The sequence below is a fragment of the Liquorilactobacillus satsumensis DSM 16230 = JCM 12392 genome (assembly GCF_001435195.1).
In the GTDB taxonomy this organism is placed as follows: domain Bacteria; phylum Bacillota; class Bacilli; order Lactobacillales; family Lactobacillaceae; genus Liquorilactobacillus; species Liquorilactobacillus satsumensis.
On sequence record NZ_AZFQ01000012.1, the window covers coordinates 61,747 to 83,443 of the forward strand.

The following is a 21,697-nucleotide window of genomic DNA, read 5'->3' on the forward strand; positions in this document are numbered from 1 at the left end:
ATACTTTGCGATGAGTAATTCGAAGTTAGACGGAGAATTTTGACTTATGGAACACGTTTATCCGGAATAAAAGAGGAGCTGTGACAAAATTTAACTTTTGTCACAGCCCCCTTTTTAGAAAAACTATTCCTAAAAACTATTTAAGAGTGATAACTCCACCAACAGCTTCAAGTTTTGCCTTAATATCTTCAGCTTCGTCCTTTGTTGCGCCTTCTTTAAGAATTGAAGGAACGTTATCAACTAAGCCCTTAGCATCTTTCAAACCAAGACCTGTAATCTCACGAACAGCCTTGATTGCTTTGATCTTCTGGTCGCCAGATTCTGTTAATTCAACATCGAAAGAATCTTTTTCTGCGGCAGCTTCACCAGCGCCGGCACCTGCTGCAGCAACTGGAGCAGCTGCAGAAACACCGAATTCGTCTTCGATTGCTTTAACTAATGCATTTAATTCAAGAATGCTGGCATCTTTTAAGTCAGCAATAATTTTTTCTGTATCTAAAGCCATTGTAATACCCTCCATATAAAAATGATTTTTGTGTGTGTTCGCATTTAGAACGCTTAAGCAGCGTCGCCATCTTTGCTATCAGCAACAGCCTTAACCGCATATGCAACATTGCGGACTGGAGCTTGCAAGACAGAAAGTAACATTGAAAGTAAGCCTTCGCGGTTTGGTAATTTCGAAAGTGCAGTGATTTCTTCCAAAGAAGCAACTTTGCCTTCGATCATGCCACCCTTGATTTTCAAAGAATCAATATCTTTAGCAAATTTTGCCAAGATACGTGCCGGAGCAACAACATCTTCTGTTGAAAAAGCAACTGCAGTTGGGCCAGCAAATGTGTCATCTAATCCTTCATAGCCTGCTTTATCAGCAGCACGCTTCAAGTATGTGTTCTTAATAACACGTAATTCTACGCCTGCATCACGTAATTCCTTACGTAAAGCTGTAACTTCCTCAACTGTCACACCACGGTAGTCAACAACTACACACGAAACAGCTGAATTGAATTTTTCAAGAACTTCATCAACAGCAGCAGCCTTTTTTGCAACAATTTCCTTATTCATTCGATTCACCTCCCAGTCAGTGTCAGGGTTTAAAAAAACCCTATGCCCACCAAGACATAGAGAAAGTTTTAAAGTAAAATATTCACTCAAATTCCTCGCCAGGTTATATTAAGGCATCCGCCACCTGAGTCTTAGGTAGAATCATTTATAAAATTGACCTTAGTTAACATACCACATCAGTTAAACGAAGTCAACCAACGTTCGGTTGCAAACTAAAGTGCTGAAATCTCAAGCGCTACACTTGGTCCAAACGTTGAAGCAACAGAAACATGCTGAATGTACTGTCCCTTAACAGATGCAGGGCGTGATTTTGCAATAATATCTTGAATAGTTTTGAAGTTTTCTGTTAATGCTTCTGCAGAAAACGAAACTTTGCCAAGTGGTACATGCACATTACCAGCTTTGTCAGTCCGGTAAGTTACTTTACCTGCTTTAGATTCAGAAACAGCTTTAGTAACATCCATTGTAACTGTACCAGTCTTAGGGTTTGGCATTAAGCCTTTAGGTCCCAAAACACGTCCTAATCGACCAACTTGGGCCATCATATCAGGGGTCGCAATTGCAACATCAAAGTCTAACCAGCCATCAGTAATCTTTTGGACCAAATCATCATCCCCAACAAAATCAGCACCAGCTTCTTTTGCATCTTTAGCTTTTTGTCCTTTAGCAAAAACGATGACTGTCTGCTCTTTACCAGTTCCATTTGGTAAAACAACAGCACCACGCAACTGTTGGTCAGCTTGCTTGGTATCAAGATTTAAGTGATATGCAACTTCAACTGTTGCATCAAAATTTGCAAAATCGATTTCTTTAACTAAAGCTAACGCTGCATTTGCATCGTATGCTTTTCCGGCTTCGATCTTCTTAGAAGCCTCGATATATTTTTTACTCTTTTTAGCCATTTGTGTTTTCCTCCTTGCAATGTGTGGTGAAACGGATATACCTCCCACTTGGTACATTTATTTTCATAAAGTACCCGACTGAGAAGCACGGTAAAGAGAAGCTTAATCTTTTACGACAAAGCCCATGCTTCGTGCAGTACCTTCAATCATGCGCATTGCAGCTTCAACATCTGCAGCGTTTAGATCTTGCATTTTTGTTTCAGCGATTTCCTTAACTTGTGCCTTAGTAACTGTTGCAACTTTGTTAGTATTAGGTTCGCCGGAACCATGTTCAACACCAGCAGCCTTCTTTAACAAGACAGCCGCAGGTGGTGTTTTTGTTACAAAGTCGAATGAACGATCTTCGTAAACAGAAATCACAACAGGAATTAACATGCCAGCTTGATCAGCTGTACGTGCATTAAATTCCTTAGTGAAACCCATAATATTAATTCCTGCTTGACCCAAAGCCGGTCCAACTGGGGGAGCCGGTGTTGCTTTCCCTGCAGGAATTTGCAATTTAACAACATTAATTACTTTTTTAGCCACGGTACATACCTCCTTAAAGTCCGTGTGTGGTACGGATGGTCAGCTTATTTGACCTCCCACTAGTACGCAACAGCATACTAGATTAACATAGCACATCTTCAAACTCGGTGCAAGAGTTTTATTTAAGCAAAAAAGCTGCGATCGCTGCAAAGACTGCGTTATTTCTGTGCAGCCGCTGATGTGCCGCCATTTTACCTTCAAACACTAATTCTCGATAAAAATTGCCTTTTTTCAGTAAAAAACGCAGCATCCGCGCCGAACTGACCGCGACTTTTCCGTCAGAAAAACCATCATCAATGTCACCAATAATGTTCAAAAACTGCGTCGTTCTTGAAATATTAACCGCTCCACGCCGCATCTGCGCAAATAAATTAGTAGGATATAGCGGTCCCAAATGTGAAACAGGAATTCGCTCTACTTCTTTTGTATCTCGTCCAGGTTCAAGATCATTAAAAGGCGCGCCTAAACAAACAATTTTTCTCACCTGCGGCAAACAAGGATCTTGTGCGCATGTAGTCAATAAATGCAGCACGCTGACTGCTCCCATAGAATGTGCAACAATACTCAGATGCTGAATATTATCCTCGTTCTTAAGCTTGAGGAGCAATTCCTTTAACCATGCACTTTGCTGGGTTACTGAAGCATGATTGCGCAAGAAAATTACTTGAACAGCAACTCCAGTGCGAATCTTTTTTCCCCAGATCCAACTTTTACCTCGAGAATTGATAAATACCAAAGTTCGTTTTGAACAGAGCTGCTTTTGCTTAAAAAAACGAATCATCCTATCAAAAGAAAAAAAATTTCCTGCATAACCATGAATAAAGAGCAGTGGTTCATCAAATTTTTTATTCATAACTCTCACTCTTTTTCAATCTCGAAGTATTTTAGCTTAAACTAATTTATCAACTTGATCGTAATTTAGTTCAGTTGCCGTTTCACGGCCAAACATATCGATATTAACCCGCAACTTCATCTTTTCCCGATCGATTTCTGTAATTTTGCCGACTAACCCAGAGAAAGCACCCTCAACAATTTTAACTGATTCGCCAACCTCAACGTCAAATTCCTTATGCCGCGAACTCATTCCTAACCGGCGCAGAATTAATTCAACTTCTTCGCCTAATAAAGGAGCGGGTTTGCTACCTGCGCCATGGGAACCAACGAAGCCTGTGACTCCAGGGGTGTTACGTGCAACATACCACGAACGGTCAGACATCACCATTTCTACTAAAACATATCCTGGAAAAGTTTTTTTACTCTCAACTTTATCTTTCCCAGTCTTAGTAGTTTCATGTTCTTCTTCTTCAGGAACCACTACGCGGAAAATATAGTCTTCCATTCCCATTGACTGTGCCCGCGACTCTAAGTTAGTCTTTACCTTATTTTCATATCCAGAATAGGTATGTAAAACATACCAATTTTTTTCTAATGACTCGGCCATGATTTTGCCTCCTTAAGTTAACCGAAAAAACGAAAAATAAAAAAACCTCGCTCAAACGAAGTTTTCCTCACTACAATTAAGTATAGCATAAAACTAAACTCAACCACTAGATTTTTTTATGCTAGCTCTAATTTTCTATGCCAATAAGCTAATCAATTGCTGAACCGCAAAATCGACCACTGCAAAGAAGATAGCGAATAGGACAGCTGTTGAAATCACAGTTGTTGTATCGCTGACGGTTTCTTTGCGCGTTGGCCATCTTGTTTCTTTAATTGTTTTGATGACACTTCTGAAAAACTTCACCAAAAGCCCTCCCTATCTTGTTTCCTGATGCAATGTATGTTTATTACAATATTTACAGAATTTTTTAACCTGCAGGCGCTCTACTCGATTAGCATTAGAATTCAGAGTATAGTTACGCGAGCCGCAAACTGAACATGCTAAAGCGACCTTTTTTTGTGACATTTCAAATACCTCTCAGTCATTAATTCAGAAATAACTCTAACATGCAGCACGTTAACTGTCAATCATCACTGTGATCCTCGTGTGAGAGCTGTTCACGTAGCTGCGCTAATTTCTGGAGCTGCTGTTCATCCCAAGGAAGCCTTCTTACCGCAGCTTCGTCTTGATACTTTTGGGCTTGTCGTTGAACTTCTTTGTTAGCACGCTTAATATCCTGGTACAGCTCCCAAGCTGGAATCCGCATTGCCCCTTGTGAAAAGATTGTCCACTGCTCAGCTTGATCACTCGTAGCAACTGTGACTTGTGTCAGCCGATTTTGCAATTCTTTTGCAAGCGACTCGATATGGGTGTCCGCAGTTTCATCCTCCGCGGTCCAAATAATCTTGAGCCCGTATTGCCGATAACTCTTGCTTAACCCCGGAACGTACATCGCATCAAAAACCACAATGATCTGATAATCCCGTTGTTTGTGATAATTGGATAAAATGCGCAACAGTTGATCGCGCGCTTCTTCCAAACGACCGGATAATTTAAGCTTATTTAATTTTGGCCAATTTCCAATCATGTTATAGGCATCAACAATCAGGATGTTCTTCTTCATTTATTTTCTCCTTGAAGTGAATCCCTGATAGATCAATAGTGCAGCAGCAACACTGGCATTTAAACTTTGAACATGACCGCTCATTGGGATTGTCAGCATCTCGTCACATTCTTTTTTCAAAAGTGGCGAAATTCCTTTACCTTCATTTCCAATCACTAGTGCAACTGCACCGTGTGCATCCCACTTGCGAAAATCTTTGCCGCTCATATCGGTCCCAAAAATCCACAGTCCTTTTTCCTTTAATTTTTGGACAGTTTGTACTAAGTTGGTAACCCGAGTTACAGGAACGTGTTCAATTGCACCAGTTGAAGTTTTCGCAACAGTTGAAGTCAACTGTACCGCCCGTCGTTTAGGAATAATAATCCCATGTACCCCGGCGGCATCAGCCGTTCGCATCATTGAACCTAAATTGTGCGGGTCTTCTATGCCATCAAGAATCAAAAAAAACGGTGCTTCCCCTTTAGCCGCAGCTGCTGCAAAAAGATCATCTAGTTGGGCGTAGGCATAAGCCGCTACTGCAACCACAACTCCCTGATGGTTTTGCCCGTCAGCCAATAAATCCAATTTGCTTTTAGGCACCGTTGACACAATGATTTTCCTTTTTTTAGCAAGTTGACTGAGTTCGCTGAGTGCATCAGACTGGTTCTTTTCTTGAATAAAAACCTTATTAATATTTTGATGATTCTTTAATGCCTCTAAGGCAGGATGCCTCCCAATTATGAACTCTGCATTCTGTTCAGTCTTGTCCAAGTTCATCCTTCTTTCCTTCAATTGTCACTATACACCACTGTGCCAGCTCGTCTAATCTTTGGGTTTGTTCACTTAAGTAAAGATAGCCAAATAAAGCTTCAAAACCAGTTGAAATACGATAAGTTAATACAGAAGTGTTTTTAGCAGTTGTGTGGCTTTTAGCATTCCGCCCCCGTTTGAAATACTCCTGCTCGACAGGAGTTAATAAGTCCTCTTCTTCCATCTTTGTGATTAAAAAAGCTTGGGCCTTCGCGGAAACAAAGTGCGTTGCTATGCGATGCAGCTTATTGGGCTTCGTCAACCCTGCAGCAATCAAGTGCCGACGAATGTAGACTTCATAAATTGCATCACCCATATAAGCTAAGGCGATCCCATTGATTTGTTCAAAAGATTCGTCATTCATTCCTTTTCCACCTTGTTCCTTGAGGAGTATCTTCCAATATTATCCCTCTTTCTTTTAACTCGTCACGCAAAGCATCACTCCGCGCAAAATCACGCTGTGCACGCGCCACATCCCGTTGTGCAATTAAGTCTTCAATCTGCTGATCATCATTTTGATGCTCAGTTTCGCCATCAGTCAACTTGATCCCAAAAATCTGCAGTAATTCTTGCAGCAGTGTTCTCAAGGCTATAAGCGTTGCTGCTGCTGGTGCAGTTGAAGCGCTATATACATTTACTTCCTTTGCAATTTCATAAACAACAGTAATTCCATTTTGGACATTTAAATCATCATCCATTGCTTGAATAAATGCAGCTTTTTTTGCTTGCAAATAGGCTGCCATATTACTTTCAAGCGCCTTTTTTGGCTCAGCAAAACGTAAGCGATAACCCGCATTCTGATAAGCATTTGTTATTTTTTTAAGGTTAGCGCTCGCCTCATCTAAATTAGCCTGGCTGTATCTGATAGGTCGCCGATACTGTGTCGTTGCCATAAAAAAGCGTAAAATCTGGGGTGAAACACTTTTGATGAGTTCATGAACTGTTACAAAATTCCCCAATGACTTACTCATTTTTTCGTCATCGTCACCAATCGTTACGAATCCATTATGCAACCAGTAGTTTGCAAATTTTTGCCCGGTTTTGGCCTCACTTTGTGCGATTTCATTTTCATGATGCGGAAATTCTAAATCTTGCCCACCAGCATGAATATCAAGCGTTGCGCCTAAATACTTAGTTGCCATCACAGAGCATTCAATATGCCAACCAGGACGTCCTTTACTCCATGGCGAGTCCCACGAAATTTCACCTGGTTTAGCTGCCTTCCAAAGCGCAAAATCAAGTGGATCTTCCTTTTTAAGTGCTTCAACTGTACTAATCCGCTCGCTTGCACCTTCTTCAAGCTGATCGACAGATTGTCCTGATAACTGCCCATAATTTTTAAATTTACGTGCCCGATAATACACGTCTCCTTGTGATTCATACGCGTACCCCTTGGCAACAAGTGCTTCTACAAAAGCAATGATATCATCCATAATATCCATAACTCGTGGATTAAGTGTTGCACGTTCAATGTTCAGTGCATCGGTATCTTCATAGAAGGCCTCAATGTACTTATCTGCCACCGCGCGTGGACTGATATTTTGCTCGTGCCCTACATGAATGATCTTGTCATCTACATCAGTAAAGTTAGAAACATAATTAACATGATAACCTCTAAACTCAAAATAACGCCGGACCGTGTCAAATGCAATTGAGCTTCTTGCATTTCCAATATGAATGTAATTATAAACAGTCGGGCCACAGACATACATGTTCACTACTCCGGGAACGCGCGGAACAAACTCTTCTTTTTTATTTGTCAAAGTATTATATAGTTGAATCATGCAGCGTGCCTCCTTTTTTAATTCTAATTTTATACGATTCGCACAGAGTGTGGTATAAGTTGAAAAATTTTCAGCAAATTTTCCAACCTCAAGGCACCAGCGACGCTTAACACCAATAGCACGAAGTTAAAAGCATTGAACTGCAAACTTTCCTAACTTTGACACAATCTGCTGTTGGGGTCGTACCCACAAAGATCCCTAAAATAAAATTAGGGACTGGGTCAAAAGTTAAATTTTGATCAGGTCCCTCTATTTATGCTGGATAACTGTGTTCCATAAGTCAAAATTTTCGCCCTAACTTTAAATTACTCATGCCGCAGTACGCGTAATTTTTGTAACCGCAAGTTAGTCATCAAATTTTACCGTCTTATAGTGCACTTCCATTACCACACTTTTTTATTTCAAAATACTTGGTTAAATCCTAACCCCTGTCACTTATTTTCCAATCTCAGCCAGGGTTTTTTGCAAATGCATCAACGCCTTAGTGCGCCCGAGCAATTCGACAGAAGCTGCTAGTTCAGGTCCGTGGGTTTCACGCGTTGTTGCAATTCTAATCGGCATATACAACTTACGTCCACGGACGCCAGTTTCGTGCTGAATAGCATAAATTGCATTTTGGATTTCCGTTGCATCAAAAAGCGGCAATTCTTTAATCTTCTGCGCAAATGCGTTCAAAACAACGGGTGCACTTTCATCAGCAAGTTCCTTCAAAGCCGCCTCATCTAAAGTTGCCGGATCATCAAAGAAAATTTCTGAAAGTTTGATTATCTGTCCTGTAAATGACATCTGCTGTTTAAAGAGATTCGTCAATTTACGCGCCCATTCAATTGTTTTAGCATCAGGGTCAGCGGGAATTCTGCCTGCTTTAATCAGCTGTTTCAAGGAAGAATCTGCAATCAAATCTTCTCGTGCATTCTTAACATATTGATTATTAATCCATTCCAGCTTTTTGGCATCAAACGAGGCTGGCGAGCGGCTGAGACGTTTCGGATCAAACATGCCAATCAATTCTTTACGGTTAAAGATTTCTTTTTCACCAACTGGTGACCACCCTAATAAAGTAATGAAGTTGAACATAGCATCAGGAAGATAACCCAAGGAGCGATACTGTTCGATAAATTGCAACACACTTTCGTCCCGCTTGCTGAGTTTTTTGCCAGTTTCTGTATTAATAATTAAAGTCATATGCCCAAAGACAGGAGGTTCCCAACCAAAAGCTTCATACACAACTAACTGCTTAGGAGTATTAGCAATATGGTCATCTCCCCGTAAGACATGCGTAATCTTCATCAGATGATCGTCCACCACGACGGCAAAATTGTATGTTGGCATCCCATCACGTTTTTGAATAACAAAATCTCCACCAATTGTGTTGGATTCAAAACTAATATGTCCTTTGACGATATCATCGAACTCATAAGTCTTATTTTGAGGAACTCGAATCCGGACAACCGGTTCTAGACCTGCAGCACGAGCTTGTGCCTGCTTTGCAGCAATTTCTTCAGCATTCATTCCTTCATATTCATAAACATATCTAGGAGCCTCACCACGCGCCTTTTGCTCTTCGCGCTGTTTTGTCAGCTCTTCTTCTGTCATGAACGACTCATAGGCCAAGCCTTTGTCTAGTAACTCCTGGACTAAGGGTTTATAGATTGCCAAACGTTCTGATTGACGGTAAGGGCCATATTCACCAGGTTTGTCCGGACCTTCATCCCAGTCCATTCCCAACCAAGTCAAATTATCTAATTGGCTTTTTTCACCATCGGCAATATTCCGTTTTAAGTCAGTGTCCTCGATTCTGATAACGAAAGTCCCATTATTATGTCGAGCAAAGAGATAATTGAATAATGCTGTACGTGCATTTCCAATATGCAAATGTCCAGTAGGACTAGGAGCATACCGGACACGAATTTTTTTGTCTGCCAATTCTAGCGCCTCTTCTTTCTTTTTCTTGATTTGATCATCCCTGAAAAAAGCGAACGATCGTTACTCTGATAATTCTACAATGAATAAAAAAAAAAATAAACCAACAGCTCTATATTTGTTGTTTAATTTTTTTCTTTTAGACTCCGCGTAGCATGGACTGGCTTAGCAAAAATCATCCGGCCTGCATCAGTCTGCAATGCACTAGTGACAACAACTTCAAGCGGTTGATTGGTATAATAACGCCCATCTTCCACCACAATCATTGTGCCATCATCAAGATAAGCAACTCCTTGTTGCCGCTCAGTCCCTTTCTTGATGACTGTCACTGTCATTTTTTCACCCGGAACAACTCGCGGTTTCAATGCTTTGGCAAGCGCATTTACATTCAAAACTTCAACGTTTTGAAATTCGCTAACTTTGTTTAGATTATAATCATTTGTAACAATCACTGCATCAAGAAGCTTGGCAAGCTTAATCAATTTGCTGTCCACTTCTTGAACATCCTCGAAGTCCCCATCATACATCTCCACAGGAACATTTTTCTCGCTCCGTAACTTATTTAAAATGTCTAGCCCCCGCCTGCCTCGGACGCGCTTAATACTATCCGCTGAATCGGCAATATATTGAAGCTCATACAAGACGAAATTGGGAACAACCAGTGTTCCTTCAATAAAACCAGTATTTACCAAATCATAGATACGACCATCGATCAAGATATTAGTATCCAGCAACTTAACTCGGTGGAAATTTTCCCCCGCTTTTCGTTCTAAAATATTTTGCCGCGAATCTTCTCGTTCTCTTTCAGGTTTGCGCCGTTGTGTAATCAACTTTTTGAAAAAATCGAGATGATTCCTCCCAACGATATAGCCTAAATAACTTAAAATAACCATTAGCACCACTGGAATAACTGTATTTAAAAGAAATAAGCGCGAATGCGAAAAAAGTGTTGAGAGCAACGCTGCAATAATCAAACCAACGACTACAGAAACGCTCGTTGAGATAATTACATACGGGCTCTGACGTGCTAAGTTATTTTCAATTCTTTGAATGAGCTTTTCAAGCGGATCAGTCACAAATAATGAGACAATAGACATGACTGCAATCCCAAGTAACACATTGACAATAAAGTTATTTATCCAAAAGTTGTTTTGGAGTGCCAATAGTAGCCACAAATATGGTAAAAAAGTGTACCCTGCGCCGATTCCAAGAACGGCAAGGACAACTTTAATCATTTTCTTTCTCATGTTTTTACTCCTTTCCAGCCTAATTATTAATTAAACACGGTTTGTAAGGCTTGTGCCAAAGTTGCCACTCCAACAATCTTTATCCCTGCAGGTGGATTCCAGCCAGTTGCATTGTTTTTAGGCAAAATCACCCGTTTAAACCCTAACTTTGCAGCTTCAGCAACTCGCTGTTCAATTCGATTAACACGTCTGATTTCACCGGTCAAACCCAATTCACCAATAAAGCAGTCGGTCGGGCGTGTCTCGGCATCGCGATAGCTTGAGGCAATGCTAACTGCAATTGCCAAATCAATTGCCGGCTCATCCAATTTGACCCCACCAGCCGCTTTTAAATAAGCATCTTGATTTTGTAACAATAAACCGGCACGTTTTTCAAGCACCGCCATAATCAATGAAATCCGATTGTGATCTAATCCGGTTGAAGTTCGCTTAGCATTCCCAAAAGCTGTGGGTGTAACCAGCGCTTGTACTTCGACCAGAATTGGTCGCGTTCCTTCCAGTGAAACTACAATTGCAGATCCGGTTGCACCTTGAAGACGTTCTTCTAAAAAGATCTCAGAAGGATTGGGAACTTCGACCAACCCATTTTCCTTCATTTCAAAAATTCCGATCTCATTAGTTGAACCAAAACGATTTTTAACGGCACGCAGTATCCTGTATGCGTGATGCAAGTCTCCTTCAAAGTAAAGCACCGTATCTACCATATGCTCCAGAATTTTAGGACCAGCTAATGCCCCTCCCTTAGTCACATGACCAACGACAAAAATTGTAACACCGTTGGTTTTGGCAATCTGTAACAATTCGGCAGTCACTTCTCGGATCTGGGAAACACTCCCGATTGCAGAGGACATTTCCGGTTCCTGCATCGTTTGGACAGAATCAATTACCACAAAATCAGGTTTCATCCGTTCTATATACTGATGAATACTTGGCATATCAGTTTCAGGATAAAGATAGAACTGTTCCCCGTTAACTCCCAGACGTTTGGCACGCAGCTTAATTTGAACGGCACTTTCTTCACCTGAAACATAAAGCACAGTATTTTGTTTAGCAGCTAACTGTCCCGAAAGTTGCAGCAAAAGTGTTGATTTGCCGATTCCAGGATCGCCTCCAATCAAAACGAGCGAGCCTGGGACAATTCCTCCCCCTAAAACACGATCAAGTTCGCGTGAATCAGTTTTAACACGCGGATTTTCCTGAACGCTAACATCTCGCAACAGTTGTGGCTTGATCCTGTTTCCACTAAAGTTAACCCGGGCGGCTTTTTTATTTGACTCTGGTTGCTGCAGCTCCTCAGTCAGTGTGTTCCACGAACCGCAGTTAGGACACCGTCCCAGATATCTGGGAGAGGTATATCCGCAATTTTGACAAACATAATGCGTTTTCGTCTTTGCCACAGGGGAACCTTCTTTCTTCTTTCTCGTACCATCTTAACATAATTAGCGAAATTTTTTGACTTTTATACCACTAAACCTTTGCTTTAACGTCCGGAAGATCCAAAGCCACCCGTTCGTTTGCGAACAATTTTTTGTTCGGCATCAGCTAACAAGAATGGCACAAAAATACCTTGCCCAATCCGTTCCCCTTTTTTTATCCGCAATTCTTTAACCCCAAAGTTAAGCAACTGGAAAAAGATCTCCCCCTCGTTATCCGCATTATTGTAATAGTCAGCATCAACGATTCCGACTCCATTTGGCAAGATTAAACTCCGCTTTAAAGGATTACTGGAACGATTAGCCAGCAATAAGAATTCATCAGGCTGCATATAGGCCTTAATCCCAGTTGGTACCAAAAAAGGTTTCAGGTCTTTTTGTGCAGCAAACTGTTCGTCTTCCAAGACTTCTTTGGCTGTCGCCATCTTCCACAAAAGTTTAATAAAATTAAGTCTCCAGATACTTGGAATGATAAAGTCTTGCGCAGCATAGAAATCATATCCTGCTGCATTTTGTGTCGCCCTAATCGGCAGGTGGATCCCTTGAGATTCGTACTTGCTGACAATTTCAAATCCTCTTTTCAAAAAATCACTCTTTCTTTGCTTAGTATTCTTATTCTATCATCATTTCCGGCCTAGATACAGGTCCAGATTACTATGATATAATTAAATAAAAAATGAGGTGATGAGATGTTTACTGCTTGGAGTGAAAGCGCTTTTGACTATTATCGAGCTCAGACGGACAAAAACCCTGTGGCCCACATTGGTTTTAGACTTATTAATCATGAACAAACCTATGTGGTTGAGCATACCTGGGTAGCCGAAGAAGCACGCGGACAAGGTCTTGCTGGAAGAATTACCAAGGATTTCCTTGATCAAGTTGCCGCTCAAAAGAAAAAAGTCTTGCCTTTATGTCCATTCACACGTGCCTTTTTTGAAAAAAATCCCGAATACAAATCCTTGTTGGCTAAAGAACGCTGAAATCGGAGGAAACTTATGAAACAAGAAGAACTAAAGAAACTAGTTGGTGAAAAAGCAGTTGATTGGGTGCATAACGACATGATTGTCGGCCTTGGAACTGGCTCGACCGTCAAGTATATGGTGACTGCACTTGCACAAAAAATCAAAACGGAACACCTTGAAATCACTGGTGTTGTTACCTCAGCCCGCACGGCAGAACAGGCCCGCTCTCTGGGAATTAGGCTAAAAAGTGTGGATGAAGTTGATCATATTGATCTAACCATTGATGGTGCTGATGAGGTAAGTGCAGACTATCAAGGAATTAAAGGCGGCGGTGCAGCCTTACTTTTTGAAAAAATCGTAGCAACTAACTCCCGTAAAAACATTTGGATTGTTGACCAAAGCAAACTTGTTAAACAGTTGGGAGCATTTCCATTACCTGTTGAGGTTATTCCGTATGGCAGCCAGCAATTGCTTACCCGTTTCGCGGCCAAAGGTTTCCATCCCAGCTTTCGTTTGACATCCGATGGTCAAAAAGTTAAAACAGATTCTGATAATTTCATTATTGATCTTCATCTTGGTGAAATTACGGCCCCTGCTGAAATGGCAACCTATCTCAAGCAACAAGTCGGGGTAGTTGAACAGGGACTCTTTTTAGACACTGTCAATACTGTGATTGCAGGTTTTGATGATGGACCTCGGGTGTTTGAAGTGCGCTAAGCCTGCAGTATTTACGCATTATCTTTTTTAGCATATAATACCTTTATATCTTTTTAGGGAGTGACTTAATTGACTAAAGCAATCGTGCAACAACAGTTATCTAAGTTCAAAGACGCGCTACAAGAGCGTCCCGAACATAAGGTTTTAGAAAGAACCATCACAAGAAATGGGATTTTGGCGTCCGCGGCGGATTATCAAGCTGAAACCAAAATGACACCCGTCTTCTCCATTGATCTTGACACTGGTGATGTTGCCAACCAGAAACAATCCGGCCGTTGCTGGATGTTTGCAGCTTTAAACACCATGCGTCATGAGATTAAAAATAAATTTAACGTTCCAAAGGACTTTGAGCTATCCCAAAACTACACTTATTTTTGGGATAAACTTGAAAAAGCAAATTACTTTTACGAAAATGTCCTTGCAACTGCTGATTTGCCAACCTCTGATCGTAAAGTAGCCTGGCTAATGACAACCCCGCAACAAGATGGTGGTCAGTGGGACATGATTGTCGCAATTATTCAAAAATACGGTGTCGTCCCTAAAGCTGCAATGCCTGAAACATATAATTCTTCTAAATCAAGCGAATTCAACAGTACTTTCAATTTAAAATTACGCAAAGATGCCGTAGCACTCCGAAAATTAGTTGCCGCAAATACACCTGCAGCTAAAATCGCAGCTTTCAAAGAAGAGCTTCTAAATGATGTTTACCGGATGTTAGCTTACAGCTTTGGAGAACCACCAGCCCAATTTGATTTTGAATATCGTGATGCTGCCAAGAACTATCATCTTGACCGTGGATTAACTCCGACCGCATTTTTCGAAAAATATGTTGGCTGGGACTTAGCTGATTACGTTTCTATTATCAATGGGCCAACTGCAGATAAACCTTACAATCAGATGTATACTGTAGAAATGCTGGGTAATGTAGTTGATGGTCGCCAAGTACGCCATCTAAATGTCGATATGGAAACCTTTAGAGCGGTGGCTATCAAACAACTGCAATCAGGCGAAAGCGTCTGGTTTGGCTGCGATGTTGGTCAAGAATCTGACAGGCAAAAAGGCATTATGGACACGACCTTGTATCACAAGGGAGAACTTTTCGATATTGACCTTAAGATGACAAAAGCACAGCGTTTAGACTACGCAGAAAGCCTTATGACGCATGCAATGGTGCTGACAGGGGTTGATTTGATTGATGATAAACCAACCAAATGGAAAGTTGAAAATTCTTGGGGTAAAAAAGTTGGAAATGACGGTTTCTTCGTCATGAGCAATGCTTGGATGAACGAATACTGCTACCAAGTAGTTGTTAACAAGAAACATTTACCTGCGAAATTACAAGAAATTCTTAAAGAAAAACCGACTGTTCTTGCTCCTTGGGATCCAATGGGTTCACTTGCTTAAACTCAAAGTTTAAATTTTATCTGACAAGAGCAAATCTTACCAGAAGGGAGAGTGTGACATAAGTCGGGAAAATTTGAGTACTAACTCGAAATTACGAACAGCGAGTACTTTGCTATGAGTAATTGGAAAGTCAGACGGAAGATTTTGACTTATGGAACACGTTTATCCTGAAATAAAAGAGGGGCTGCAACAAAACATACGTTTTGTTGCAGCCCCTCTTTTATTCTCAAACGATTGCTTAAAGGTGTTTTCTAATTGCCACCCTTTTAGCGTCTCTTTTATTTACGCTAAAAACTGGTTGTTAGACTTCATGCTTACGTAAAACTTGCTTCTGTTGAATCCGCAACTTATTATCCAAATCATAGATCAGCGGCACCCCATTGGCAACTTCGACTCCATCAATGTCTTTATCATCAATTTCTTCAATATACTTGATTAAAGCCCGCAACGTGCTTCCATGTGCGACAATTAATTGATTATGCCCGTGTAAGAGCTGTGGAGCAATTTGATCTATCCAATACGGAATGATACGATCGGACGCCATTTTAAGACTCTCAGCTCGCGGTAAAATCGATTGTGGATAACTAGCATAACGTCGATCCTGATCCGGAAATTCCATCAAAGGAGGCACGGTAATAAAACTGCGTCTCCATAATGCCACCTGTTTAGCGCCATATTCTTGACGTGTCCAGTCCTTATTTAACCCTCTTAAAGCACCATAATGTCGCTCATTTAAACGCCATGTCTTTAAAACCGGAATGTTATTTTGCTCAATTCGTTCTAAAACAATCTCTGCCGTCTTAATGGCACGTGAAAGCACCGATGTATGTAACTGCTGAAATACAATCTTGGTTTCATGCAAAAGATCACCTGCGAGCTGTGCCTGGAGCTCACCTTTAGTAGTTAAAGGTGCGTCCGTCCATCCCGTATATTCATTTTTTTGATTGGCAACACTTTGGCCGTGACGTAGCAAAACTAACTTTACCATATGACCGCTCCTTTGAAATATCAGACAACTTTATCATACCAAAATTAAGAGATGTGTGTAACAATAGTCGCAATTTTTAAACACTAAATCTGCACAAAAACGCCTCTTATTTGAAACTGGCAGGAATGCTTAACTTTGAATTTTTGTTGTACCGGATTTAAAATACTGCATCATTAATTAATTCAACTGCGCCTTAAAGAACTAGGCTCAATTTTAAAATAGCAGTCAACTGTGTTCTTTTGAAGCGGTTGCTAATTGTAAACACAAAAAACCTACAATCATTAGACTTGCTTGGTCTAACAAATTGTAGGTCACTTTGTGCCAAGACAAATTTAAACGGCACCTTGAACTGAATTTATACTCTTTTCGACTAACCTATTACTATTTTAAACGTCCTGCAAAACTTGGTGCAAAGCTGCTAATGCTGCCTACTTTAACATTTTCACCTTCTGTTGGAGCGTGCACAAACTGTCCACCGCCAATGTAAATGGCAACATGATAAGAGCTTCCTTTAGATCCCCAGAACAGTAAATCACCTGGTTCGGCCTGAGACACACTCTCATATGTAACGTAGCCTTCTTGAGAAACAGTATTATGTGGTAGTGAAACCCCAAATTGACTATAGACATAGGCTGTTAAACCAGAACAGTCCATCCCTGACAAAGAACTTCCTCCCCAAACATATGGAATTCCCATTTTAGTCAATGAAAGTGCCGCACTGACAACCGAACTGGTGTCCATACTTGATTGCGTGGTAGAGCTTGTGCTTGTACTCTTAACTGCAACCGTCTGAACGTTACTATTTGTGTTCGTTGAAGTGGTATTAGTAGTTGTTGCGGTTGTGCTACTGCTGCTATCAGCTGTACTGGTAGTCTTGTTTGTAGTCACCGTTGCAGCTGCTTTATTAACATTTGCCAATGCCTGAGCTGCCGTTGCATTATCCTTAGCCTGCTTAGCTGCTGCGGCTGCCTGCTTTGTGGCTGCGAGAGCATCTTCAGCTTTTTTCTTATCAGCATCTTCTTTTGCTTTTTGAACTTTTAATTCAACTTTTTGCACTGCAAGGTCTGCCATATCATTACGTAACTGTTCGTTAAGCTTTTGTTGCTGTGTCACAGCTTCTGCAATCCGTTGTTTGTCGGCGGCAACCTTAAGCTTATCTCTTTTTTGATCATTCAACGTCTGATTGTTAGCATTGACCATCGTTGCAACTGTCGCAATCCGTCCCACCGCATCGCTCACACTTTTTGAATCTGTGACAAATTCGATCAAACTACCTGTATCATTAACCTGTGCTGACCGTGCCTGGTCAGATAAATGTGCTTTGCGCGCATTTATGTTTTTAGTCAACTCTTTGATTTCAGTTTCATCGCTGAATTGCTGATCCTGTAATTTGGAGAGCTTTTTTTGACCTCCGTCTACAAGATCTTGTTTCTGTGTTATTTTCTGATTCACTTCATTAAGCTTTTGTTCTGTATCCGATGCTAACGCACGAACACTTAGCCCCCAAACAGCAGAAAAAGCAACTGCTGCAACGACCACCTTTGAAAAAACCCCTTTTTTCACTAACGAACACCTCTGACGTCGAATTTGTTTTTTAATTTTAATTTTTAATTCTAACCACGCTTATAATAGTACCATTTTAATTCAGTTGTGAGCATTACAGTCTATTTACAAAAATAACGTTTTTATAGGCTTTTTGGTACCTTTTATTACGATTGTGTGTCAAAAGTAACATTTTAAATTTCAAACGCGCCAAATGGGATTTTTATTAACACTCATTCACCTATTTCAATGAATTTTTGCTCAATAATGAACTTTTAACCCCTCTATATGATGCAAAAAAGTTGTAATTTGTCTCACCACACTAAAAAAGCCGGCTAAAAAAGTGCATTTTCTGCATTCCTTTAGCCAGCTTTAATAAAAACTGAGCCTGCTTTTAACATTTTCAAATAGTACTTTTATTAACAGCCGAGGTCGTTCTTTGATTTACCAAGTAACCAAAGAATCTTTAATTATCTTTTGGTACAACCGTGTTATCTTCTTTGACACGATTGCCTACGAAGGTAACCACTGAACCAATCAGAATAATTATAATTCCAATAATCGTGAGCAATGTAATGTGTTCACCAATCAAGACTGCTGCCATAATTGGAGCCAGCCCTGGTTTAATGAAGAAAACCAGCGATGCCGTGGAAACATCTGAATTTTCCATCGCAAGAAAGTAAAAGGCAAAGCCACCACCAGTAACGCAAATTCCCAGATAAAGCAGCATCGGTACAGAAGCAAGCGTGATGTTTTGAAGAACCGGAATTTTGCTAAAACTGGCTAAAGCAGGAATTCTGCTTAAATAACTTGCAACGGCTGGAATATGTGTAATCCACGCAAGCACCAATAATTCGAGGGTTCCTGCAATGAATGTGTAACATGTCATGACTATTCCACTTAAACCGCGTTGGGTAGAACCATAGCGTGAAATAATAGAATAAAAACCAAAGGTAACTGCAGATAATAACGCTAAAATAATACCGAACGGTCTGCTCAGATGAAAGGGATCCACAATCACAATCAAGCCAATAATCGAAATTGTCACCGCAATCAAGTTGGCCCTGCCCAACCGTTCATGCAAAATCACAAAAGCAAAAATCAAAGCAAATACCGGATTACAACTAAAAAGCACAGCTACAGTTGAAGCTTTGGTTGCAACCACAGCTAACTGAAACAATGACATACTTACGATTACACAGAGAAAACCAGTAATTAAAAATAGCATCCAATCTTTTTTTTCAATTTTCCGCTGTTGCTTTTTAAGTGTTTTACTAGCAATTGGAAATAGGACCAGCGCTCCAATAAAAAAGCGAATTAAGTTTAATTGAATTGGATTAAAAGTTGCCCCCGCAACTTTTAGCGCAATCTCCATTGAACTAAACATTAAAGTCGAGATCACGACATAAATTATTGTTTTTTTCATGATAAACTTCCTTTTTAAAGACTTTGTGTAACCATCATCAGTAACGGGACCATAACTAGGGAAATTAACGTGGTCTCAGTTACCATGACAGCAGCATAATCTGCATCTGCCCCATATAAACTTGCAACAACAGGTGCATTGGTCATTACAGGCATCGCAGACTGTAAAATAAAAACCTGTTTCATTAAAAGCGGCATGTTAGATGGAATTACTAAGATCATCATTAACAAAGGTGCAAAGAAAAAACGCCCTAGTAAAACAAGAATATTATCCTTGCGGAATGCAATATTTCTTAGACCAGCATGTGAAACAGAGATCCCAATAAAGATCATTGAAAGCGGAATTGTTAAGCTTCCTACGTAACTTAGATCCGAATTGATAAAAACCGGTAGCTTAATCTTCAGTAACACAAAAACAACTCCAATTAAGAATCCCAGCAATGGTGGCGAGAATATTTTGGAGAGTGTTTTTTTCCAACTCATCTTAACCTCAACAGTCCCATCGCGCTGTATCAGATAGGTCCCCAGTGTCCAAAAAATTGTGGTGTTAGCCATATAATAAATCAACACATATGGTACACTTGCACTCCCAAACAAAGCTTGATTAATCGGTAAACCTACAAAAACTGTATTTGAATTAAAAAACATCGAAGAAAATAAACCGGCGTGACTATCTTTAATTCTAAACAGCTGTACAATTGCAAATGCAAAAGCCATTAAAATCAGCATTGAGATAACCGGGAAACGAAGATCTGGAAGCATTTTTGCGAGTTCTTGCGCCGTAAATCGGTTAGTAATCGTAGCCATCATGTAACAGGGAAGGGAGATCTGTGTAACTATTCGAGCAATCAGTTTAGATGATTTCTGATCAAACCAGCCACGTTCAGCTAAAATGTAACCTAATACGATCATTACTAAAATCACTAAAACACCCGAAACGCTATGTTCAAAAACTTCCATACTTTCATCTCTTTCTCTAATCATTCCATAAACAATCACCAGTATATCACAGTTGGCAAATTAAATTTTATTGATTTGTCAACTAAATGCCCCCAATTACTTAATTTACCTTTAAAAAAAAAAATACCGCTTCATATTTCTTTATTAAGTAGTATAATTCTCACATAGTGTCGAAATGTGCAATTAAGGAGTTTTTTATGAATAAAAATGAAAAAGAAAATAATGACTTTCTTGAAACACCCCTAAGGCGCAGCGATTCAGGTAGTTCGCACCGTAAAGTCAGCCCGCATAGCAGACGCAGAAAAATTTGCGCCGCTCTTTTAGTGGTTGTTTTAGTGGCTTTTTATGGTGCGGGCGTCTACGTCCATGGACTATTAGGGGCCGCTGAGAAGACATTGAACAAAACATATCAGAAAACAAATGTAAAGAAGTTACGGAACGTTTCGCAAGTATTAAAAGAAAAGAAGCCTTTTTCAATTCTCTTACTAGGAACTGATACTGGTGATCTTGGACGCAGCGACAAAGGTAGAACGGATACAATCATTATTGCAACCATTAATCCCGAAACAAAACGCGCAACTTTAACAAGTATCCCACGTGATACTCAAGTTAAAGTCAGCGGAGATTCAAGTGCCTACGAAAAAGTCAATGCAGCTTACACAAGCGGAGGCACAACCGCCGCAGTTAAAACGATTCAAAATACATTACACATTCCGCTAGACTTTTATCTTTTGGTTAACATGGGCGGATTGCGTAAATTAGTTGATGCCGTTGGCGGTGTCACACTCACTCCACTGCTGACTTTCAGTTATAGCGATGCAAATGTCACTAAAGGTAAAACAGTGAAGTTAAACGGTAAAGAAGCCCTTGCCTATTCACGCATGCGCTATACTGACCCAGAAGGTGACTATGGTCGGCAAAAACGGCAAAAACAAGTGATTGAAGCCATTGTTAATAAATTATTGTCGGTTACTTCCCTTTCAAATTACCAAAAGATTCTGAACACTGTTCAAAGTAATATGCAAACCGATTTAACATATGATGACATGATCACAATTGAAACAAATTATAAAGCCGCAGCGGGCTCCATTAAATCGTATGTCCTTAAAGGGGAAGATGCAACAATCGATGGTCTCTCCTACCAAGTGGCGTCGGCTACGGAAAAGAAAAAGGTTTCTGATCGCATTCGTAAAGAATTGGGGCTCAGCGCTTCCACAGAAACTTTTGTGGATCAAATCGGCGGATCTTCTACTACCACGAACTCAAGCACTACAACTGGAAGCAGTTATGGTACCTATTCGAATGGCTCTACTTCAAATTATGGAACTGGAACCAATGGTACTGGTACTAGTGGCTCCACCTATTCACCCGGTGGTGGCGGATATTCAAATAACGGCTACTAAAATTTAATAACAACACTAACATTCGTTTTTGCTTGAGAAGTATTAAAAAAGAGGGACTGTGACAAAAGTTAACTTTTGTCACAGCCCCTCTTTTATTCTGGATAAACGTGTTCCATAAGTCAAA

Annotated in this window: 24 protein-coding genes and 1 other annotated feature; of the genes, 4 read left to right on the plus strand and 20 right to left on the minus strand. The window is 40.4% G+C overall.

From position 1 onward, the window contains the following. Positions 1–136: 136 nt before the first annotated feature. From rplL to FD50_RS01220, 16 genes are all read right to left on the minus strand, one after another. Positions 137–505, minus strand: coding sequence for a 50S ribosomal protein L7/L12 (rplL, locus tag FD50_RS01150; RefSeq protein ID WP_054757233.1), 369 nt, complete (start codon positions 503–505; stop codon positions 137–139). A gap of 53 nt (positions 506–558) precedes the next feature. Beyond that, a complete protein-coding gene (gene rplJ / locus FD50_RS01155) occupies positions 559–1,062 on the minus strand; it encodes a 50S ribosomal protein L10 (RefSeq protein WP_054757231.1) in 504 nt (167 codons plus the stop codon). A gap of 22 nt (positions 1,063–1,084) precedes the next feature. Further along, positions 1,085–1,216, minus strand: a sequence feature (ribosomal protein L10 leader region). Between the two features lie 58 nt (positions 1,217–1,274). Further along, positions 1,275–1,964, minus strand: coding sequence for a 50S ribosomal protein L1 (gene rplA, locus FD50_RS01160; RefSeq protein ID WP_056959678.1), 690 nt, complete (start codon positions 1,962–1,964; stop codon positions 1,275–1,277). 102 nt (positions 1,965–2,066) lie between these two features. After that, positions 2,067–2,492: a 50S ribosomal protein L11 gene (rplK, locus tag FD50_RS01165; RefSeq protein WP_056959680.1), complete on the minus strand. Its 426-nt coding sequence runs from the start codon at positions 2,490–2,492 to the stop codon at positions 2,067–2,069. Positions 2,493–2,610: 118 nt separating this feature from the next. After that, positions 2,611–3,345: an alpha/beta hydrolase gene (locus FD50_RS01170; protein ID WP_056959682.1), complete on the minus strand. Its 735-nt coding sequence runs from the start codon at positions 3,343–3,345 to the stop codon at positions 2,611–2,613. 36 nt (positions 3,346–3,381) lie between these two features. After that, positions 3,382–3,933 carry a transcription termination/antitermination protein NusG gene (gene nusG / locus FD50_RS01175; protein WP_056959683.1) on the minus strand — a complete coding sequence of 184 codons (552 nt, stop codon included), beginning with the start codon at positions 3,931–3,933 and terminating at the stop codon, positions 3,382–3,384. 135 nt (positions 3,934–4,068) lie between these two features. Beyond that, positions 4,069–4,236 (minus strand): preprotein translocase subunit SecE, encoded by a 168-nt coding sequence (secE, locus tag FD50_RS01180; protein WP_054757221.1) that lies wholly within the window; start codon positions 4,234–4,236, stop codon positions 4,069–4,071. Between the two features lie 12 nt (positions 4,237–4,248). Continuing rightward, a complete protein-coding gene (gene rpmG, locus FD50_RS12410; RefSeq protein ID WP_082610387.1) occupies positions 4,249–4,398 on the minus strand; it encodes a 50S ribosomal protein L33 in 150 nt (49 codons plus the stop codon). Positions 4,399–4,456: 58 nt separating this feature from the next. Further along, a complete protein-coding gene (locus FD50_RS01185) occupies positions 4,457–4,996 on the minus strand; it encodes an NYN domain-containing protein (protein WP_056959685.1) in 540 nt (179 codons plus the stop codon). After that, positions 4,997–5,746: a 23S rRNA (guanosine(2251)-2'-O)-methyltransferase RlmB gene (gene rlmB, locus FD50_RS01190; protein ID WP_390625162.1), complete on the minus strand. Its 750-nt coding sequence runs from the start codon at positions 5,744–5,746 to the stop codon at positions 4,997–4,999. Then, positions 5,733–6,149: a Mini-ribonuclease 3 gene (locus FD50_RS01195; protein ID WP_056959689.1), complete on the minus strand. Its 417-nt coding sequence runs from the start codon at positions 6,147–6,149 to the stop codon at positions 5,733–5,735. The genes rlmB and FD50_RS01195 overlap by 14 nt, the downstream gene beginning before the upstream one ends. Next, positions 6,142–7,569 carry a cysteine--tRNA ligase gene (gene cysS / locus FD50_RS01200; protein ID WP_056959691.1) on the minus strand — a complete coding sequence of 476 codons (1,428 nt, stop codon included), beginning with the start codon at positions 7,567–7,569 and terminating at the stop codon, positions 6,142–6,144. Before cysS ends, FD50_RS01195 begins: the two co-directional genes overlap by 8 nt. Before the next feature lie 435 nt (positions 7,570–8,004). After that, positions 8,005–9,495 (minus strand): glutamate--tRNA ligase, encoded by a 1,491-nt coding sequence (gene gltX / locus FD50_RS01205; protein WP_056959693.1) that lies wholly within the window; start codon positions 9,493–9,495, stop codon positions 8,005–8,007. Between the two features lie 122 nt (positions 9,496–9,617). Further along, on the minus strand, positions 9,618–10,739 hold the full coding sequence (locus FD50_RS01210; RefSeq protein ID WP_056959695.1) for a PIN/TRAM domain-containing protein: 1,122 nt from the start codon (positions 10,737–10,739) through the stop codon (positions 9,618–9,620). A gap of 26 nt (positions 10,740–10,765) precedes the next feature. Further along, on the minus strand, positions 10,766–12,136 hold the full coding sequence (gene radA / locus FD50_RS01215; RefSeq protein ID WP_056959697.1) for a DNA repair protein RadA: 1,371 nt from the start codon (positions 12,134–12,136) through the stop codon (positions 10,766–10,768). An 83-nt stretch (positions 12,137–12,219) separates the two neighbouring features. Further along, the gene (locus tag FD50_RS01220; RefSeq protein WP_056959699.1) at positions 12,220–12,756 is read right to left on the minus strand and encodes a dCTP deaminase/dUTPase family protein; all 537 of its coding nucleotides are present in this window, start codon (positions 12,754–12,756) and stop codon (positions 12,220–12,222) included. Between the two features lie 105 nt (positions 12,757–12,861). Here FD50_RS01220 and FD50_RS01225 point away from each other — a divergent pair, with 105 nt between their 5' ends. From FD50_RS01225 to FD50_RS01235, 3 genes are all read left to right on the plus strand, one after another. After that, positions 12,862–13,152: a GNAT family N-acetyltransferase gene (locus FD50_RS01225; RefSeq protein WP_054757212.1), complete on the plus strand. Its 291-nt coding sequence runs from the start codon at positions 12,862–12,864 to the stop codon at positions 13,150–13,152. A gap of 15 nt (positions 13,153–13,167) precedes the next feature. Further along, the gene (rpiA, locus tag FD50_RS01230; protein ID WP_056959702.1) at positions 13,168–13,851 is read left to right on the plus strand and encodes a ribose-5-phosphate isomerase RpiA; all 684 of its coding nucleotides are present in this window, start codon (positions 13,168–13,170) and stop codon (positions 13,849–13,851) included. 69 nt (positions 13,852–13,920) lie between these two features. Further along, positions 13,921–15,255, plus strand: coding sequence for a C1 family peptidase (locus FD50_RS01235; protein WP_056959704.1), 1,335 nt, complete (start codon positions 13,921–13,923; stop codon positions 15,253–15,255). Positions 15,256–15,556: 301 nt separating this feature from the next. Here the strand turns inward: FD50_RS01235 and FD50_RS01240 are convergent, their stop codons facing one another. From FD50_RS01240 to FD50_RS01255, 4 genes are all read right to left on the minus strand, one after another. Continuing rightward, positions 15,557–16,243: a 2,3-bisphosphoglycerate-dependent phosphoglycerate mutase gene (locus FD50_RS01240; RefSeq protein WP_054757908.1), complete on the minus strand. Its 687-nt coding sequence runs from the start codon at positions 16,241–16,243 to the stop codon at positions 15,557–15,559. Positions 16,244–16,624: 381 nt separating this feature from the next. Further along, entirely contained in the window at positions 16,625–17,806 is a 1,182-nt protein-coding gene (locus tag FD50_RS01245) for a C40 family peptidase (RefSeq protein ID WP_082610388.1), read from the minus strand. Between the two features lie 445 nt (positions 17,807–18,251). After that, positions 18,252–19,211, minus strand: coding sequence for a DMT family transporter (locus tag FD50_RS01250; protein WP_056959706.1), 960 nt, complete (start codon positions 19,209–19,211; stop codon positions 18,252–18,254). A 14-nt stretch (positions 19,212–19,225) separates the two neighbouring features. Further along, a complete protein-coding gene (locus FD50_RS01255) occupies positions 19,226–20,170 on the minus strand; it encodes an AEC family transporter (RefSeq protein ID WP_056959708.1) in 945 nt (314 codons plus the stop codon). Positions 20,171–20,367: 197 nt separating this feature from the next. On the opposite strand from FD50_RS01255, the gene FD50_RS01260 reads away from it, so the two are divergent. Then, entirely contained in the window at positions 20,368–21,573 is a 1,206-nt protein-coding gene (locus FD50_RS01260) for an LCP family protein (protein WP_082610389.1), read from the plus strand. Positions 21,574–21,697: the final 124 nt, after the last annotated feature.